At 63.0% G+C, this 18,850-nt stretch carries 16 protein-coding genes; 9 read left to right on the forward strand and 7 right to left on the reverse strand.

The annotated features are described in order from the left end of the window. Positions 1-291 precede the first annotated feature (291 nt). The 4 genes from BW940_RS07705 (at position 292) to BW940_RS07720 (ending at position 7,152) form a co-directional block, all read left to right on the forward strand. On the forward strand, positions 292-708 hold the full coding sequence (locus BW940_RS07705) for a calcium-binding protein (RefSeq protein WP_076608612.1): 417 nt from the start codon (positions 292-294) through the stop codon (positions 706-708). 575 nt (positions 709-1,283) lie between these two features. Next, positions 1,284-1,898, forward strand: coding sequence for a calcium-binding protein (locus tag BW940_RS07710; protein ID WP_143823878.1), 615 nt, complete (start codon positions 1,284-1,286; stop codon positions 1,896-1,898). 231 nt (positions 1,899-2,129) lie between these two features. Beyond that, positions 2,130-4,865: an aconitate hydratase AcnA gene (gene acnA, locus BW940_RS07715; protein WP_076608614.1), complete on the forward strand. Its 2,736-nt coding sequence runs from the start codon at positions 2,130-2,132 to the stop codon at positions 4,863-4,865. Positions 4,866-4,974: 109 nt separating this feature from the next. Further along, positions 4,975-7,152, forward strand: coding sequence for a thioredoxin domain-containing protein (locus BW940_RS07720; protein ID WP_076608615.1), 2,178 nt, complete (start codon positions 4,975-4,977; stop codon positions 7,150-7,152). A 50-nt stretch (positions 7,153-7,202) separates the two neighbouring features. Here the strand turns inward: BW940_RS07720 and BW940_RS07725 are convergent, their stop codons facing one another. Then, positions 7,203-7,574: a TlpA family protein disulfide reductase gene (locus tag BW940_RS07725; RefSeq protein ID WP_076608616.1), complete on the reverse strand. Its 372-nt coding sequence runs from the start codon at positions 7,572-7,574 to the stop codon at positions 7,203-7,205. 74 nt (positions 7,575-7,648) lie between these two features. Then, a complete protein-coding gene (locus BW940_RS07730) occupies positions 7,649-9,286 on the reverse strand; it encodes a globin-coupled sensor protein (RefSeq protein ID WP_235847779.1) in 1,638 nt (545 codons plus the stop codon). A gap of 223 nt (positions 9,287-9,509) precedes the next feature. On the opposite strand from BW940_RS07730, the gene BW940_RS07735 reads away from it, so the two are divergent. Both BW940_RS07735 and BW940_RS07740 read left to right on the forward strand, forming a co-directional pair. Further along, positions 9,510-10,484, forward strand: a complete 975-nt coding sequence (locus BW940_RS07735) for a PLP-dependent cysteine synthase family protein (RefSeq protein ID WP_076608617.1) — start codon at positions 9,510-9,512, stop codon at positions 10,482-10,484. Positions 10,485-10,594: 110 nt separating this feature from the next. Continuing rightward, complete coding sequence (locus BW940_RS07740; protein ID WP_076608618.1) at positions 10,595-11,284, forward strand: hypothetical protein; 690 nt, start codon at positions 10,595-10,597, stop codon at positions 11,282-11,284. A 102-nt stretch (positions 11,285-11,386) separates the two neighbouring features. Here BW940_RS07740 and BW940_RS07745 read toward each other — a convergent pair whose 3' ends face one another. From BW940_RS07745 to BW940_RS07755, 3 genes are all read right to left on the reverse strand, one after another. Next, positions 11,387-11,941 (reverse strand): DUF5804 family protein, encoded by a 555-nt coding sequence (locus BW940_RS07745; RefSeq protein ID WP_076608619.1) that lies wholly within the window; start codon positions 11,939-11,941, stop codon positions 11,387-11,389. A 40-nt stretch (positions 11,942-11,981) separates the two neighbouring features. Then, positions 11,982-13,160, reverse strand: coding sequence for a tRNA sulfurtransferase (locus BW940_RS07750; protein WP_076608620.1), 1,179 nt, complete (start codon positions 13,158-13,160; stop codon positions 11,982-11,984). Positions 13,161-13,238: 78 nt separating this feature from the next. After that, entirely contained in the window at positions 13,239-14,468 is a 1,230-nt protein-coding gene (locus tag BW940_RS07755; protein ID WP_076608621.1) for an MFS transporter, read from the reverse strand. Between the two features lie 231 nt (positions 14,469-14,699). Here BW940_RS07755 and BW940_RS07760 point away from each other — a divergent pair, with 231 nt between their 5' ends. Continuing rightward, entirely contained in the window at positions 14,700-15,038 is a 339-nt protein-coding gene (locus tag BW940_RS07760) for a DUF7344 domain-containing protein (protein WP_076608622.1), read from the forward strand. 106 nt (positions 15,039-15,144) lie between these two features. Next, the gene (locus BW940_RS07765) at positions 15,145-15,825 is read left to right on the forward strand and encodes a DUF4336 domain-containing protein (RefSeq protein WP_076608623.1); all 681 of its coding nucleotides are present in this window, start codon (positions 15,145-15,147) and stop codon (positions 15,823-15,825) included. Positions 15,826-15,861: 36 nt separating this feature from the next. Here BW940_RS07765 and BW940_RS07770 read toward each other — a convergent pair whose 3' ends face one another. Then, positions 15,862-17,067: a methionine adenosyltransferase gene (locus BW940_RS07770; RefSeq protein WP_076608624.1), complete on the reverse strand. Its 1,206-nt coding sequence runs from the start codon at positions 17,065-17,067 to the stop codon at positions 15,862-15,864. A 94-nt stretch (positions 17,068-17,161) separates the two neighbouring features. Next, positions 17,162-17,707 carry a class IV adenylate cyclase gene (cyaB, locus tag BW940_RS07775; protein WP_076608625.1) on the reverse strand — a complete coding sequence of 182 codons (546 nt, stop codon included), beginning with the start codon at positions 17,705-17,707 and terminating at the stop codon, positions 17,162-17,164. An 88-nt stretch (positions 17,708-17,795) separates the two neighbouring features. On the opposite strand from cyaB, the gene BW940_RS07780 reads away from it, so the two are divergent. Continuing rightward, positions 17,796-18,761 carry an FKBP-type peptidyl-prolyl cis-trans isomerase gene (locus BW940_RS07780; RefSeq protein WP_076608626.1) on the forward strand — a complete coding sequence of 322 codons (966 nt, stop codon included), beginning with the start codon at positions 17,796-17,798 and terminating at the stop codon, positions 18,759-18,761. The last annotated feature ends 89 nt before the right edge of the window (positions 18,762-18,850 follow it).

Below are 18,850 nucleotides of genomic sequence, written 5' to 3' on the forward strand. Positions count from 1 at the left end.
CGACTCTTCGCCTGTGGTCATTTCTGTCCTGTTCACGGCGACACAATGGTTCGTTTTGTGCCTCACCGTGAGAATTACCCGAGACACGAAGGCCACGCTCCATCGGCGAATCGGGTCGTCCAGCGGGGGTTCTCGCTCGCCAGCAGGTCAAGCATCGATCCCTCGCGAACTGGTCGCTTCGCCACCGCTTGTCGAGTACAGTTCGTCTTAGACGATGAAACAATGGGGCTCACTTATGCGAAAATCGGGTCAAGAGGCGCCTACCCCGAGTAGCGGGGGCAAGTGAGAAACATGACAGATACCAATAGCGGACTGTTCGACGACTCGAGACGGTCCTCCTTGAAGAAAGGCGCACTCGCCACGACGGCGGTCGCCCTCGGCGCAAGCGCGGCCACCGCACAGGAGGACGACACAGTGCTCGTGTACGGCGACAACTATTACCCCGGCGTCGACTTCGAAGTAATATCGGCGCTCGAAACGGCGACGAAAGAGGATCTAATCGACGACTCCGGCTCGGCGGACGACGTGTTCGACGACCCGGACGACTGGGACGCCTACATCATCAGCTACGATCTCGGCTCGGACGCCCCGACGTGGGGCGTTCTGTTTACCGAGGATGCCGACCTCAGCGCTGGCGATAGCGAGACGATGGGTGACGACGGTGAGTTCCGCGATACGCAGCTGGATCTCGTCGAAGCCAGTTTGTAGTTCCACACGAACTCACTCGAGGACCGTCTTTCTCGCCGATCTGTTCGGTCGTCTCGCTCGGGTCAGCCCGCACTCGATAGTCGACTGCCGTCGAACGGCCCCGGCCTTCCGCGTCACGAGATTGGCCATCGCTGTAGAGAGTCGCGGATTGTGACCGGTTCTGCGTGCTGATTTTCCGGCTGAAAGTTCGAGGAAATCGTTTGTTTTGCTGTATGATGAGTCCCGATCTGGACAGCTCTGACCCTCTCTCGGTACGAACGAACGGCTGAAGCCTCGGAATCGCAGGTTCAGGCGGACGTCTCGGTGTGGCAAGCGAGCTCGGTCGCACTCTCGAGTAACGACATGTTTTAATCGGGGCCAACACGTCCGCTCTGCCTCCGCTTCGATCGATAAACAATCATTGCTGATAGCTCTTCACCGTGATCCCGCAAACTGTCGAAACACGGCGGTATAGACGCATAATACACTTCTTGAGTGATTTCAGCCCGTCTTAGACGGTGAAACAATGGCAGTCACTTATGCGAAAATTGGGTCAAGAACTGTCTACCCCAAGCAGGGGAATTCAGGTGAGAGACATGACAGACAACAATAGCGGACTATTCGACGACTCGAGGCGATCGTTCATGAAGAAAGGGGCGCTCGCCACGACGGCGGTTGCCCTCGGCGCGAGCGCGACGTCGGGAACCGCGGCCGCCCAGGAGGACAGTGACGGGACGGTGCTCGTGTACGCAGACGACTACCAGCCTGGCATCGATTTCGACGTGGTTTCGGCGCTGAACACCTCGACGAAAGAGGATCTGCTCGCGGAATCCGGGTCGGAAGACGACATATTCGACGACCCAGACGACTGGGACGCCTACATCATCAATTACGACCTCGGCACGGACGCCCCGACGTGGGGCTTCCTGTTCACCGAGGATGTCAGCCTCAGTGCCGGTGACAGCGAGACGATGGGCGACGACGGCGAGTTCCGCGACCCCCAGCTCGATCTGATCGAGGCCACGCCCGGTGCGTCCGGCAACGGGGGCGACACCAACGGTAACGGCGACGAAGAAGAGATGGCCGAGGAGGAACCGATGGACGAGGAAGAAGACGGAGCTGGCGCGGGCGGTAACGGCGGCGCGGATGCCGGCGGTAACGGTGGCGGCAACGGCGGTGCCGACGACGGCGGTAACGGAGCCGGCAACTAACGCGACACCACGATCGCGACCCAACGAGCTGTTTTTTTGATCGCGGACGGTCACTGACCGATCGCAACTGATCTGATAGCTGTCACAATCATCGACCGGAGACGAGACGCCGCGCTGTCGTTTTCGTTGCCGTTCGTCCCGAGATCGTGCCATTACGACTCACGGAGGGTATATAATGGTTTTACAGATGTGTCTCGGGAGATTGAAATCCCCCCCGTTCGAAAGCTGTGTATGGCAATGGATTCGTTCTCGGATGCGATCCGGGAGTTCGAACACGACGGCGAGACGTACAAGATGGCCGACTTGACGGTCCTCGAGGAGGAAGGCCTCTGTGACCTCGAGAAACTGCCGGTGAGCATCCGGATTCTGCTCGAGTCGGTGCTGCGAAACGCAGACGGCGACCAGATCGACGCCGATTCGATCCGCGCAGCGGCGTCGTGGGAACCCGACGTGCCGGACGCCGAGGTTCCGTTTACGGTGTCGCGTGTCGTCCTGCAGGACCTGACTGGTGTGCCCGCAGTCGTCGACCTCGCGGCACTTCGCTCTGCGGCCGACCGCAAGGGCGTCGACCCGACGGTTGTCGAGCCCGAAGTCCCCTGTGACCTCGTGATCGACCACAGCGTGCAGGTCGACCACTTCGGCACCTCGGACGCCTACGAGAAAAACGTCGAGATCGAGTACGAGCGCAACGAAGAGCGCTACCGCGCGATCAAGTGGGCCCAGCAGGCGTTCGACGAGTTCAACGTGGTGCCCCCAGGAACCGGGATTGTCCACCAGGTCAACCTCGAGCACCTCGGCCGCGTCGTCCACGAGCGCGAAGTCGACGGCGAGCAGTGGCTCGTCCCCGACACGCTCGTTGGCACGGACAGCCACACCCCAATGATCGGCGGCATCGGTGTCGTCGGCTGGGGTGTCGGTGGCATCGAAGCCGAGGCCGCACTGCTCGGCCAGCCAATCAACATGAGCCTGCCGGAAGTCGTCGGTGTCCGCCTGTCGGGTGAACTCCCAGACGGCGCAACCGCGACTGACCTCGTGCTCCACATCACCGAAAAGCTGCGCCAGGTCGGCGTCGTCGACAAGTTCGTCGAGTTCTTCGGCCCCGGCGTTGCCGAGCTGTCGGTCGCAGACCGTGCGACCATCTCGAACATGGCCCCCGAACAGGGCTCGACGATCAGTATGTTCCCCGTCGACGAGAAGACCCTCGAGTACCTCGAACTCACGGGTCGCGACGAGGACCATATCGACCTCGTTCGCGAGTACTTAGAGGCACAGGGCCTCTTCGGCAAGCAGGACCCAGAGTTCACCGAGGTCGTCGACTTCGACCTCGGCGAAGTCGAACCAAGCCTTGCCGGCCACAAGAAGCCCCACGCCCGCATCCCAATGGGCAACCTGGACGAACACTTCCCAACGCTGCTCGAAGAGCAGGGTGTTCTCCCATCGGGCGCTGCTGAAAGCGACGGCGGCCTCGTCGCCGAGCAGACGCCATCGCTCGACGAGAAGGTCCCCATCGAACTCGAGGACGGCACCGAGATCGAGATCGGTCACGGCGACATCCTCGTCAGCGCGATCACGTCCTGTACGAACACCTCGAACCCGTCCGTGATGGTCGCGGCCGGCCTGCTCGCACGCAACGCCGCCGAGCAGGGTCTCGAAGTGCCCGAGTACGTCAAGACGAGCCTCGCACCTGGCAGCCGCGTCGTCACGGAGTATCTCGAGCGTGCAGAACTGCTCGACGACCTCGAAGAGCTCGGCTACCACGTCGTCGGCTACGGCTGTACGACCTGTATCGGGAACGCCGGCCCACTGCCGGAGCCAGTCGAGGCAGCCATCGACGAGCACGATCTCTGGACGACGAGCGTCCTCTCGGGCAACCGGAACTTCGAAGCCCGCATCCACCCGAAAATCAAGGCCAACTACCTCGCCAGCCCGCCGCTGGTCGTCGCCTACGGCCTCGCAGGTCGCATGGACATCGACCTCGAAGAGGAGCCAATCGGCACGAACGACGAGGGCGAGCCGGTCTTCCTCGAGGACATCTGGCCGGACACCGAGGAAGTCCGACAGACGATCCACGAGAGCGTCTCCCCCGACATGTTCGAGGAAAAATACTCGAGCATCTATGAGGGCGACGAGCGCTGGGAGGCACTCGACGCGCCAACCGGCGAGGTCTACGACTGGGACCCAGAGTCGACGTACATCCGCGAGCCACCGTTCTTCCAGGACTTCCCGCTCGAGGAACCCGGCGTCGACAACGTCGAGGGCGCACGCGCGCTGTTGACCCTCGGTGACACCGTCACGACCGACCACATCAGCCCTGCGGGGCCGTTTAGCGAGGACCTGCCCGCCGGCCAGTGGCTCAAAGAGCGCGGCGTCGAACCGTACGCGTTCAACACGTACGGCTCCCGTCGTGGGAACCACGAAGTCATGATGCGTGGCACCTTCGCGAACGTCCGCATCAAAAACGAACTGCTCGACGGCAAGGAGGGTGGCTACACGATCCACCACCCAACCGGCGAGGAGACCACCGTCTTCGAAGCCTCCGAGCGCTACCGCGAGGAGGAGACGCCGCTGATCGTCATGGCCGGCGAGGAACTCGGAACCGGCTCGAGCCGTGACTGGGCCGCGAAAGGAACCGACCTGCTCGGTATCCGCGCGACCATCGGCAAGAGCTACGAGCGCATCTACCGTGACAACCTCATCGGCATGGGCGTCCTGCCCCTGCAGTTCCAGGACGGCGAGGGCTGGGAAGAGCTCGGCCTCGAGGGCGACGAGCACTACTCCATCGAGGGTCTCGAGGACGGCCTTGAGCCGAACGCCGTGCTAACCGTCACCGCCGAGGACGATGACGGCGAGACCACCGAGTTCGACGTGACCGCACAGGTCGACACGCCGATGGCTGTCGAGTACGTCGAGAACGGTGGCGTGCTCCACCTCGTGCTCCGCAAACTGCTCCAGGAAGAGACGGCCTAACGGACTCGATCGACACACCGGACCACCGCGAGCGGTTTTTTGACGCCGATACCGGCACAGGAGCGGGTCGTACGTCGGGCTTTTACAATTCCCATCCGTAGCTGAGCGTATGACCACTCCGACCACACGGAACCGCCTCGATGAGGAGGAGAGTCCGTATCTGCGCCAGCACGCGGATAACCCCGTCAACTGGCAGCCGTGGGACGAACAGGCCCTCGAGACGGCACGAGAACACGACGTGCCGATCTTCCTCTCGATTGGCTACTCGGCGTGTCACTGGTGTCACGTCATGGAAGATGAGAGTTTCGCCGACGATGAGGTCGCCGAGATGCTCAACGAGAACTTCGTGCCGATCAAAGTCGACCGCGAGGAGCGCCCGGACGTCGACAGTATCTACATGACCGTCTGCCAGCTCGTCACCAGCCGGGGCGGCTGGCCGCTCTCGGCGTGGCTCACGCCCGAGGGCAAACCGTTCCACATCGGGACCTACTTCCCGAAAGAATCCAAACGCGGCCAGCCCGGCTTCCTCGACGTCCTCGAGCGCCTCGCCGAGACGTGGGAGACGGATCGCGAGGAAGTCGAAAACCGCGCCCAGCAGTGGACCGACGCAGCGACGGATCAACTCGAGGAGACACCAGACACCGTCGCTGCTGCCGAACCACCATCCAGCGACGCCCTCGAGACGGCAGCCGACACAGCCGTTCGCAGCGCCGACCGCCAGCACGGTGGCTTCGGCTCCGGCGGGCCGAAGTTCCCACAGCCCTCCAGACTCCGCGTGCTCGCCCGCGCGTTCGATCGGACGGGGCAGAGCGAGTATCTCGAGGTGCTCGAGGAGTCCCTCGACGCGATGGTCGACGGCGGCCTCTACGACCACGTTGGCGGCGGTTTTCACAGGTACTGCGTCGACCGAGACTGGACGGTCCCTCACTTCGAGAAGATGCTGTACGACAACGCCGAAATCCCGCGAGCGCTGCTTGCGGGCTACCAGCTCACGGGCGAAGAGCGCTACGCCGAGGTCACTGCGGAGACCCTCGAGTTCGTCGAGCGGGAACTCACCCACGACGACGGTGGCTTCTTCAGCACGCTCGACGCCCAGAGCGAGGATCCAGAGACGGGCGAGCGCGAGGAAGGTGCGTTCTTCGTCTGGACGCCCGACGAGGTCGCTGAGGTGCTCGAAGACGAAACTGACGCCGACCTCTTCTGTGCGCGCTACGACATCACCGAGTCAGGCAACTTCGAAGGGCAGAACCAGCCCAACCGCGTGCAATCGATCTCGAGTCTCGCCGAGGCGTTCGACCTCGAGGAGCGCGAGGTCGAAACGCGACTCGAGGCCGCCCGCGAACGACTGTTCGAGGCCCGCGAGCAGCGGCCACGACCGAACCGCGACGAGAAGGTTCTCGCAAGCTGGAACGGCCTGCTGATCGCGACCTACGCCGAGGCAGCGCTGGTGCTGGGCGACGACGAATATGCCGAGACCGCTGTCGACGCCCTCGAGTTCGTCCGCGATCGGCTCTGGGACGCCGACGAAAAGCGACTCTCCCGGCGGTATAAAGACGGGGATGTCGCCGTCGACGGCTACCTCGAGGACTACGCGTTCCTCGCGCGCGCTGCGGTGGGCTGTTATGAGGCCACCGGCGACGTCGACCACCTCGCCTTTGCACTCGAGTTGGCTCGCACCATCGAAGCGGAGTTCTGGGACCCCGAGGCCGGGACGTTGTATTTCACCCCCGAGAGCGGCGAGTCGCTGGTCACGCGGCCACAGGAACTGAACGACCAGTCGACGCCCTCGGCGGCCGGCATCGCCGTCGAAACGCTGCTCGCACTCGATGGCTTCGCGAACGAGGAGTTCGAGGCGATCGCCGAAACCGTCCTCGAGACCCACGCGAACCGCATCGAGGCGAATCCGCTCCAGCACGCCTCGCTCTGTCTGGCCGCCGACCGGCTCGAGTCGGGCGCACTCGAGCTCACCGTCGCCGCCGACGAACTGCCCGATGCGTGGCGCGACCGCGTCGCTGAGACGTACTATCCCGACCGGCTGTTCGCCCGCCGACCGCCGACCGAGGACGGACTCGAGACGTGGCTCGAGCAGTTAGGGCTCACGGACGCGCCGGCGATCTGGGCCGGCCGTGAGGCGCGTGACGGCGAACCGACGCTGTACGTCTGTCGCAATCGGACGTGCTCGCCGCCGACCCACGACGTCGAGGATGCTCTCGAGTGGCTGGGCGAGAAGGCGAGCGCAGACACGACTGACGAAACGACGAGCGACGGACCTGAAAGTCCGTTCTAACGCCGACACGTCGGCGTCGAAAAATCCGCGTCGAAACCGTTTCGGACCGGTTACAGCTTTTTGTCGAGTTGCTCGGCGAGCCAGACGGCTGGCGGGAGATCCTCCGACTCGACGAATCGCGTCACTTCTTCGCCGTCGTCGGTTTCGACGACGACAGTCGGGATGTACTCGATGTCGTACTCCTCGACACCGGGGCCTTGCTTGTCCTGATCGAGGGCGATCTCCTCGATGCGCTCGTCGGGAACCTCGGCGGCCTCGAGTGCCGCGCCCAGGTCGGGCAGGAGCTTTCGGCAATCCTTACACCAGTCGCCGCCCCAGACGGTGTACACCAGTTCGTCGTTGTGCGCTGTGAGCGTGTCGACAGCCGCCTCGTAGGACGCGGCGTCCCACGTCGGATTTGGCTGCATGGTCTCGAGACTCATACCCCCGGTAGCGTATCCGGCGGCTTAACCGTCCTGTTTCCGTCGGGGTTTCGTCGAGTCGCCCAACAGTGTCCCTACACCGTCCGTTCGTCGTAGCGGACGGTCTGCTGTTGGCCTTCGTTGACCAGTTCCGTCAGGACGTTTTCGATCATCTCCACTTTCGAGAACTGCTCTTCGATCTCGCCGGTGACGGTCTCGACGTCGTCGTTGATCGACTGTGCTTCGTCGTCGATCGTCTCGATCCGGGTTGCCATCTCCTGTGTGTTCGAGGCCTGCGCGTCGACGAGCGCCGAGAGTTCGTCGACGTCCGTCATAAAGCCGTGTGCGCTCTCGCGGACGGTGGTGAGGTCATCGGTCAGCCCCGAAAGCTCCTGTCGGCTGGTGGCGACCCGTTGTTGGTTCTCCGCGACCGCGTCGAGTGTGTTGTCGGCTCGTTTGCGGAGCGTTTCGACTCGCTCGTCGATCTTCTTTGTTCGGCGTGTCATCTGCTCGGACAGTTCCTGGAACTGGTCAGCGACGACGTTGAAATTGCCGTCGTCACCCGACCGCTTGGATTCGACGTTCGCGTTGACCGCGACCATGCGCGTCTTCTCTGCGGTGTCGGCGATCTCGTCGTTGAGCCTGTCGATCTCGTCGACTATCTCTTCGAATGCTTCGACCTCGTCGTGAATGTTTTGTTCGGAATCTCGGAGTTCGGTTATTGACTCCGTCGCCTGCTCACAGTGTTCCTCGCTGCTTTCGACGCGGTCCAGTAGCCCATCGTCACGTCCGGCGATCGTGTCCGTCGTCGTCGCGAGTTCCTCGATCGAGACGCTAATATCTTGCATTTCCGACGACGCCTGTCGGGTCTGTTCGGACTGTGCCGTGACGGATTGGCTGATGTCGTCGATGCTCGTTGCGATCGCTTCGCCGGCCATGGAGATATCCTGCAGCGCGTGGGACACCTTGTTCGTGACGTCCTGTTGTTGATTCAATAACTCCTCTGTGTTGGAGTAGGAGTCGATGTACGTGTCGATCGCAACCTGCATGTCCAGGTTGATGATCTTCAGCAGCGAGTGGAGTTCGTCGATGCGCTCATCGATGCGCACCGAGAGTTCGTCCTCGAGTTCCGAGATCGTGGTGTCGAACGCCTCGTCTTCGTCGTCGTCACCGCCACGACCGAGCAGGGAGGACAGCCGACCACCGCTATCGTCTTCGTCGTCTTGCAGCTCCGACTGCCGTTCGACCGCGTCCCTGATCGCCATCGAAATATCCTCCTGTATCTGATCGGCGATGATCGGCAACAGGAGATTGTAGTAGACGCCGTACTGACCGATGTAGTGTTTCACCGGCATCTCGAGCATATCGTGTAACTTCCCGATCCGGGCACGATTCTCGAAGTACTCCTGGTCGTACGACCCCGTTGCGAGGGTCACCAGGTACATCTGCTGGGACCATTTGAGCTGTTCGATGCTTCGCGGCGACCGATCGAGAATCTCGAGGACTTGTGGATTGTCTTCAATTTTCTCGTAAAACATCTCCGCCACGTCGTCGCCACGTTGGTTCAGCGTCTCCTCGTACCGACGTAACCGTTCGACGTCGTCGTCGGTAAACTCAATGAACTGCTTTCGCCACTCGATTTCGTCCGCAGAGAGCCCAATCCGGTCGACGAGTTCCCCTGCATCGACACCCCTGCTGTGCCCCACGGAACCGAACTGCTGAGATCGATCCATGTTGACTGCTGACACCTCGTATATAAAGGCGTACTGGCCATCTAGTAAGGGAGTGCCGACGCGAGAGTGCTTCGGCTCCAGCTACATCGGCGTGCGAAAGCCATTAATGCCGATCTCCAGGTCTTTCGTCCGATCGATTGCGTTACGGGCTTGATGACAGGTATCAGACAGTGGATCTCCTGGACAGCAAACAGTATACGTCTCGACTGTTTAGCGATCAGCAATGAAGGGAAGCATTCTGGACACGATCGGCTCGCCGCTCGTCCGGGTCGATTCGCCGGCAGGGGTGACCGTCGCCGCGAAAGTCGAATCCTTCAACCCCGGCGGCTCGGCGAAAGACCGGCCGGCCCTCCAGATGATCCGATCAGCCGAGCGCGACGGCGTGATCGAACCGGGCGACTGGCTCGTCGAACCGACCAGCGGCAACACGGGGATCGGCCTTGCACTGGTCTGTGCCGCCCGGGACTACGACCTGACGATCGTCATGCCAGCGAGCAAGTCCAAAGAACGCCGCCAGATCATGGCCGCCTACGGGGCCGACCTCGAGTTGGTCGATGGCGATATGACGGCTGCTCGAGAGCGTGCCGACGAACTCGAGGCCGAGGGTGCGACCCAACTCGGCCAGTTCGAGAACCCGGCGAACCCCGAGGCCCACTACAAGACGACCGGCGAGGAGATCATCGAGCAAGTTGGCGACCGCGAGGTCGACGCGTTCGTCGCCGGCGTCGGCACTGGTGGAACGCTCTCGGGCACCGGCCGCCGCCTCCGCGAGGCGTTCCCCGAGATGGAGATCATCGCCGTCGAACCGGAACGCAACGCCGTCCTCTCGACGGGCGAGGCCGGCAACGACGACTTCCAGGGAATGGGGCCCGGCTTCGTCAGCGACAACCTCGATGTCGACCTGATCGACCGCGTCGAGACGGCCCGTCTCGAGGACGCCGAAGACGAGTGTCGCCGACTCGCCCGCGAGGAAGGGGTTCTGGTCGGCCAGTCGAGTGGCGCGACGAGTCTCGTCTCCCAGCGTATCGCCCGCGAACTCGCCGACCCTGACCAGACCTGTCCCGAACCCTCGAGTGCGTTCGACGACCCGACGCCGCCCGAAGCCGACGGCGGCGAGCCGGCCGACGACTGCCCGCTCGTGGTGACGGTCTTCTGGGACAGCGGCGAGCGCTATCTCTCGACTGGGCTGTTCGACTGAGAACCGGCTCGAGCGAGGTGCTCTCCTAACTCGACTGCGGGTCACGACGGAACAATCGCGGTTTCACCTTGGCTACTCCTTTTTATCCGGTGCCGTGTCAGTTTCGAATAATGGCATCTCCATCCAGACGGACGCTGCTGTGTGGTACTGCGGGTCTGTTCGTCCTCTCAGCCGGCTGTCTCGACGCAGCTGATGTCGACGCGTCGGCACCCGAAAACGACGCGGATGACACCACTGCGTCCAGCGCTGACGGTTCGAACGCACCCAGCGAACCCGACGCTGGCGGCGCGAACGGGTCCGATCCCGAGCAAACTGCCAGCGAGACGACCGATGGGGACGACACCGTCCCGTTTCGCCACGCCGACGCGCCGACGGCACCCGATGCGAGGCTCTTCGGCAGCATCGACCGCGCCGAGCAGTGGCTCGAGGAGCGTCCTATCCGCGACGACCAGCCCCTCGAGTTCGTCGCCGACACCGACTTCGAGAACAGTGCCCTGCTCGCTCTCGAGGCCGACGCGCCGCGGCTCGACTACGAACTGGTCCTCGAGTCGGTGACGCTCGAACACGACGACGGTGAGCCACGGCTCGTCGTTGAAGCGAGCGTCAGCGAGACGGCGGGTGATGTGGGTGCGACCCAGTTGGGTACGGTGGGACGCCTCATCCGAGCGACGGCCGACGGCGAGCCAGTGACCAGCGCCACCGTGACGATCGTCGACAGCAGCGGTCGAAAACACAGGTCGAAACTCACTGTCGATCCGGCGAGCGAATCGGCGTCCGGCAGTGAACGCGACGACCGCTGATACGGCGCGCTGATGTACCGGTACGACCGCGATCCTGCTGTGGGTGTGCTGGCTGACCGTCGGTGGGACATATAAGAGTGCCAACCCTCGAGTGCAGCCCACTCAGGGCGAGTGTTCGGCTTCGGTGAGCCGTACGACGAGCGTCTCGTCGACGTCTCTGAGATCGTACTCGGGGAGTTCGCCACCGGTTCGACGCACGTACAGCGGTTCGACGAGCCGCCAGGTCGCCACCCGCTCGTGTTCCGACTCGCTCGAGTCGGCTTCGTCCGCGTCGTCGGCCGTCGCAGCCGATTCCGGCTCATCCTCGTTGGCCTCCCCGCCCACGCGCTCGAGGCCGTAGATCTTGCAGAACTCGGCCGTTTCTTCGGGCTCTATAGCCCCGTTTCGAAGCTGTTCGGCGAGTGACCGCGAGAGCCACTCGTCGTCGCTGACGCTCGGTTCCTGGACGAGCGCCTCGTCGACGAAACGCGTGAGATACCAGTTCAGGTCGTTCAACAGCGAGACGGCAGCGCCGACGCTGACCGTCCGAAGGGCGATCGTGTTCTCGAACGGCCGCGTGAGATCGTACGTCGCAAGCGCCTCGCGGGACGTCTCCCGGGAGAGGAGTTCGTACTGGAGAGTGCAGCCGTCGGTCCCGATGAGACAGACACGAGTCACTGTTCTGTGGTCGGTGCGTCTGTGTAATGTCGGTTACGGATCAGGGCTCGATCAGAGTCGCGTTCGTCGCCGCTTCCTCGGCTCGCTCGAGCAGGTCGTCCGGCTCGGCCGCAAGCAGCGGCTCGAGGCGGGCGTTGGTTTCGACGCGGTCAGGAGCGACGCGGTTGCAGCCGGCGTTGATCGTCGAGTCGGTGAACGTGCCAATCTCGCGAGCCTTGGCGACGATGTCCTGTTTGTCCCAGGTCAGCAGCGGCCGGTGAATCGGCAGCCGAGTAGCTCGACTGGTGACGCCGAGGTTGCGGACGGTCTGGCTCGATTTCTGGCCGACCGCCTCGCCGGTGACGATCCCGTTGGCGTTGACGCGTTCGGCGAGGGTTTCGGCGGCCCGGTAAAAAAAGCGCCGCAGCGAGAGCATCCGCCCCTGGTTCATCTCTTCGACCAGCAGGTCGACCGTCTCGCCGCCGGGGATCTTGTAGACCTGCATGCCGAAATTGGGTGCGTATCGCGAGAGTTTTCGCACGGTTTCCATCGCGCGCGCTTCGTGGTCGATGCCGCCGTAGTCGCCAAGATCGACGTAGGCAGGGATGACAGGACAGCCACGCCGCATCATCTCGTAGGCCGCGACGGGCGAGTCGATGCCGCCGCTGATCAGCGCGATCACCGGCTCCTGTGCGCCAAGCGGCAGCCCGCCCGGCCCGGAGACGTGCTCGAGGTAGATGTACGCGACCTCCGACCTGACCTCGACGCCGAAGGTGAGGTCGGGGTCGTCGAGGTCGACTTCGGGCTCGAACTCGTCTTCGACGGCGTCCCAGATCGCGTTGCCGGCGTCTCGAGCGAGGTCTTCGCTGTCATAGGGGAGCGTCTTGTCCGCTCGGCGTGCGTCGACGGCGAACGTCCCGCCGTCGTAGTGTTCGTGAGCGGTTTCGACGAGCGCCTCGATGATCCGCGCTTTTTCGGTACTAACGACCAGTGTGGGGCTTGCGGAGACGACACCGAACGCGTCCGCTGCGGCCGCGGCCGCATCCTCGACGGCGGCTTCGGTCGTATGAATCAGCGGCCGGTTCCAGCCCTGTTGGACGTCGCCGGGGATCGAGCGGTCCTCGAGGAGCGCTTCGATGTTCTCGACCAGCAACTCCCCCATGTACCGCTTGACCGCATTACTCTTCGTGTTGACGTCCCCGTGGCGGAGGAGGACGGTATCGGCTCCCGGCGGGTGCATGAACTGGCATAGATGACCGGGGCTATAAGGGAATTACGAGGCGAGCGTCCGAGAACCGCGTGTGAGCATCCATCACGGTTAGTTGACCGACTCACTGATCGTCGGACTCAGCCGTCCCGTGTGAGCGTAGATCCCGACAACCAGGACGACTCCGGCGAGCATCGGCACGACAGCGCTGATTCCGTAGATCAACTCGAATCCGAGGACATCGATCAGCGGGAGCGAGACCAGCGGCCCGAGGCCGCCGCCGACGTCCCCGAGGACGTTGTTCGTCCCCATCGCGCGACCGACGCGATCCTCGGGCGTGAGATCCGCGAGCAGCGCCGTCAGCGGGCCACCGACGCCGCCCTGTCCGGCACCGATCAGGATGCAGGCGAGGACCAGGACCTCGACCCTCGAACCGAAAGCCAACACGACAAAGCCGAGACACGAGGTCACCAGAAAGGCGAGCATGACGGGGACGCGCGCCCCGACGGAGTCGCTCAGTGCGCCGCCACCGAGGGTGAACACCGACCCTGCGAGCACCGTGATCGCCATCAACATCCCCGAGGAGCCCTGCGCATCGAGGCCGAAAACCGTGATCGAACGCTCGCCAAGCAAGAGTACGAGCGTCGAAAAGAGCACGCCGATGTACGCGAAGTAGAGCCCGAAGTTGACGAGCCCGATCGTCAGCGCAGGCAGCGTCGTCTCGAGATCCCACGGCTTGACCGACTCCTGTTCGTCTTCGACGTGGGTTTCGGGGACGATCAGATAGGCGATGACGCTCGCGAGACCGGCGAACGAAGCCGCGAGAACGAACGCCTCGACGTTCCCCCAGAGGTCACTGACGACGCCGCCCAAAACGAGGCCCGCGGGAAAGCCGAACGTGATGCCGGCGCGAACGATGCCCATACTGGTCCCTCGAGAATCAGCCTCGCTGACGTCGGCTGTGATCGTGTACGCGGTCGCGAAGACGAGCGCGCTGCCGATCCCCCAGAGAATCCGGGCGATCAGAAACCAGAACTCGGGCAGCGATGAGAGGATCGCGACGACGTACATGAACGTCGCGACGGCCTCGATCGCGAGCCCAGCGATGAACGGTGTTCGTGTGCCGATGCGATCGATGAGGACGCCGGCTGGCGCGTTGGCTACGAGCCGGGTAAACCGGTTCGCGCTCAGGATGACTCCGACCATGAACGCCGAGATACCGAGCACCTCGCCCAGATTCGGCAAGATCGGGAAGATGACACCGCCACCGAAGCCGACGAAGAAGGTACTCGCGACGACGGCGAGGACGATCCGGTTCGAACTGGCTGATGGCAGGGACACTGGCAATCGCTCTCGAGCGCTGTTTCGAGTCGAAACTCGCTACGCGTCTCTGACAGGCGTGGCATAAAGGGCCTATCGAAAGCGGTGCTCACTCGGTCACGTCGCTTCCGTCTCGAGGCCGTACTCGAACTGCGAAAATCCCACGCTGCAGGCCAGTATCGGCCGGCTGCGCGGTAATTGAGACAGTTACCTTCGACAAGCGTTATCATACGAAGACGCATACTAACCCACGTGGTGTCGTTAGACCGAGTATTCGAGCTTCTAAGCAAAGAGCGGCGACGGTACGCGCTGTATTATCTCGAGCAACGAGGCGGGCCAGTTCCCATAGAGGAGGTCGCTGAGCAAGTTACCGAGTGGGAGACTGAGGGCGTCCCGGAATCGATTCCGGAAGAATTGTTCGAACGCGTTGAGTGTAGCCTCCGTCATACTGATCTGCCAAAAGCGTCCGAAGCAGAATACGTCGAGTATGACCCTGAGAGAGGAGTCGTTGACGTTACCGGCACACCCCCTGAGGTGGACGCCATTCTCACCGTGGCCAAGGTCATCGAACGTCCAGATCGGAATCCATAGTCTGTCACGCCTACACCGACCGCCGTGGCTGTCATCTTCATCTGTTGTGCACCTCGAGCGAACCGACGAACACGTATATCCGCGTGTGGTGAGCGGACGAATACAGATGCTCGAACAACGGGACGACAGATTCTGGACGTCCGAAGAACCGCTTCGGTTTCTCGGCCTCGAGTTCGGCCGTATCATGTCCGTGATTCGACTCTCGAGCGGCGGGCTCTTCGTCCAGTCGCCGGCCGAACTGACTCCCGAACTGCGAGCGGCACTGGACGACCTCGGCGACGTGCGCTTCGTCGCGCCGGCGAGCAAACTCCACGGGCATCTCTACATGGAACAGTACCGGGCTGTCTATCCCGACGCCGAACTGCTGGCTGCACCTGGACTTCCCGCACGGCGGCCCGACCTCCAGTTCGATCAGCTGTTGGGTGACACACCCGACCCACGGTGGGCTCCCGACATCGATCAAGTCGCGATCGTCGGCCATCGGTGGCTCACCGAACTCGCCTACCTCCATCGCCCGAGTCGAACGGTGATTCTCGGCGACGTCGGCTTCCACATCAGCGAGGGGAGCCCGCTCACGACTCGGCTCGTGGCCCGCGCATTGCGAGTTTATAAGCAGGTTGGGCCACCGCTCGAGTTCCGGCTCACGATCGCAAACGAGCAGTCGTTTCGCCGGTCGATACAGGACGTCCTCGCGTGGGAGTTCGATCGGGTCGTTCCCGGCCACGGGGAGATCATCGAGACTGGCGGCAAACGGGCCGTCCTCGAGGGATACGACTGGCTGCTCTAGATCGTTAAAAAACGAACGCCGTCGAACAGGCCGTCCTCAGAACGTCGTCAGTTCGCCGTCGATCACGCGACGAGTGATGTCGGTGACGTTTGTGAGTTCCGTATCGACGATCGCTTCGATCTCGGCTTCGACGTCGCTGAGTTCGACGCCGTCCTCAGTGACGACGTGGACGTCAGCGACGTGGGGTTGGTCGATCGGGCGGCCGATCTGGCTGAGCAGGCGCACGCGCAGGTCACGAATGCCGTCGACCTCGCGGACGACCTCCTCGGCGATCTCGGTCGAAAGCAGGTTGTAGATCTTGCCGATGTGGTTGACCGGATTCTTCCCGCTCGTGGCTTCGATCGACATCGAGCGATTGGGCGTGATGAGGCCGTTCGCACGGTTACCGCGACCGACGGAGCCGTCGTCGCCCTGCTCGGCGGAGGTGCCGGTGACGGTCAGGTAGATCGAGCCCTCCTCGTAGTCGTCGGCCGTGTTGACGTGGACGTTGACGTCACGGTCGGTGTGTTCGCTCGCCACCTCGGCGACGAACTCGCGGACGGATTCAACGGCCTCGGCGTACGCGTCCAGATCAGCGATATGCTCGTCGATCATCGCCGCCGCGACGGTGACGTCGATCTCGTCGCCCTCGCGTTTGCCCATGATTTTGATGTCCGTTCCGACGTACGGGTTCTCCTCGGCGAACTCGCCGTTGAGTCGGCGCTCGGACTCGAGGACGATCTGTTCGGTTTCGGTCAGCGGCGCGTGGCCGACGCCGAAACTCGTGTCGTTGGCCATCGGGACGCTCACTTCGTCCTCGCCGAAGACGTCCTGCAGATCGCCGCTGCCTTCGCCGAGTCTGACGTCGACGACGATATCCTCGCCGACGGTGAGCTGTGGGATCTCGGACTCGAGGTACTCGCGGGCAGCCCGCAGTGCGATGGTCTCGGCGGGGATGGTCTGGCCGTTGTAGTGTTTGGTTGCACGGCCGACGATCAGCAGATAGATGGGGTCGACGACTTCGCCGCCGCCGAAGGCGGGTGCGGCTTCGCCTGCGACGAGCTGGCTCTCGTCGGTGTTGAAGTGGAGCACTTTGCCAACGCGGTCGAGATACTCCCGGGCCAGCGCGCCGGCGACGGCCTCGGCGACCCCGTCGCTGATCGAGTCGGGGTGGCCGATCCCCTTTCGCTCGACGATCTCTACTTCCTGGTCTTCGACTGCCTGTCGGTCGATCGGCTCGACCCGAATGTTCCGCTCACTCATTACCGGACGTTGGCGGACCGTGGTTCTATAACTTGCGGAAACAAAATCGGGTGAAAAATGTCTAACAGTAATATGAACTCGAGCGGTGTCCGGCTCAGGACTCGAGCAAGAGCCCCAGATACGACGTTCGAAGCTGGTCGTCCGGCTCGAGTCCCAGCCGCTCGAGGACGTCGTAGGCACCCTCGCGGGCCGACTCGAGGTCGGCTTCGCGCTCGACGTCGGTTTCGACCTCGACGTACTCGCCGACGTCGTCGACGGCATCGAGCGTGATCGTATACCCATCGAAGGAGAACCGGTCGCGTTCTTTGCGGACCGTCGCGGCGGGCGCAAAGCCCAGATTCGTCAGGATGGCATCCATCGTCTCGCCATCGTCGACTGCGGTCTCGAACTCTTCGCGGCTCTTGGATTCGCCGTCCAGCAGTGGTCCCTTGTAGGTAACGCGTGTCTCCTCAGCTCCCGACTCGGGGGTCGACTCCCGGCGGATTCGCAGCGCTTCGTCGGTTTCGACGAACTCGCGGTGCGGGGCGTCGTAGTACGTATCCGCCTGCACGATGGTCCGCTCTCGAGTCGCACCCAGTTCGTCGAGCTGTGTTCGAACGGCCTCGAGATCGGCGGGAACCTTCGTTTCGACTTCGTACATGGCCGAGGCCACGGGAAGCGATCGTAAGTATCGGTCGTTCTGGGGCAAAAACGTCGACCTTAAATGTAGACGGCGGGACGTACAACGTATGACCGAGGATCAGGAGGCCGAGCTCGAGGAGCAGGCCGATGACGTCGAAGCAGCAGTAGACGACGAGGAAACCGAAGAAGCCGAGGGGCTTCAACACGGCGACTTCGTCGAGATCGACTACACCGCATACACCGCCGACGGCGACCAGTTGGTCGACACGACCGACCCCGACGTCGCCGAGGAAGAGGGTGTCGACGACCAGGGCCAGGAGTTCAAGCCCCGAACGATCGTGCTGGGCGAGGGCCACATCTTCGACGGCGTCGAAGAGGCACTCGTCGGCAGCGAAGTCGGCGACTCCGGAACCGTGACGATCGATTCCGAGGATGCCTTCGGCGCGTACGACCCCGACGACGTCCAGACCATCAGCGCCGAGAAGATCGACGAGGACGACCGCTACCCCGGTGCGAACGTGCAGGTCGACGGCCAGCAGGGCTATATTAGCACGATCATCGGTGGCCGCGCCCGCGTCGACTTCAACCACCCGCTTGCGGGCGAGGACGTCGAGTACGAGTACGAGATTCTCGACGAGGTCGACGACCGCGAACAGCAGGCCGCCGGCCTGTTCGAGATGTACCTCGGGATGGAGCCCGAGCTCTGGATCGAGACGGACGAAGTCGAAGAGGAAGTCCCCGTCGAGTCCGACGACGATGACGAGGACGCCGAGCCCGAGTTCGAGACCGAAACCGTCGAGAAGGAGACGGTCTACCTCGAGGCCACGCCACAGATGACCATGAACCAGCAGTGGATGATGGGCAAACAGCAGATCGGCCAGGACATCATCGAGAAGATCGGTGTCGACCGCGTCATTGTCCAGGAAGTCATCGACGGCATGGGTGGCATGGGAATGGGCGGTATGATGGGCGGCATGGGCGGTATGGGCGGCGGCGACATCGAGGAGGCCCTCGAGGACGCTGACGTCGACGCCGACGAAATCGTCGACGAACTCGAAGGCGCAGACGAGTAAGCCGGTTCCGTTCTTTTCGGGTCGACAACCAGGGGTAGCACCAGCAGTCGTTGCTGGGTCACATTCGAGACCGGTCGAGAAACGCGTTC

Source organism: Natronorubrum thiooxidans (genome assembly GCF_900156475.1).
In the GTDB taxonomy this organism is placed as follows: domain Archaea; phylum Halobacteriota; class Halobacteria; order Halobacteriales; family Natrialbaceae; genus Natronorubrum; species Natronorubrum thiooxidans.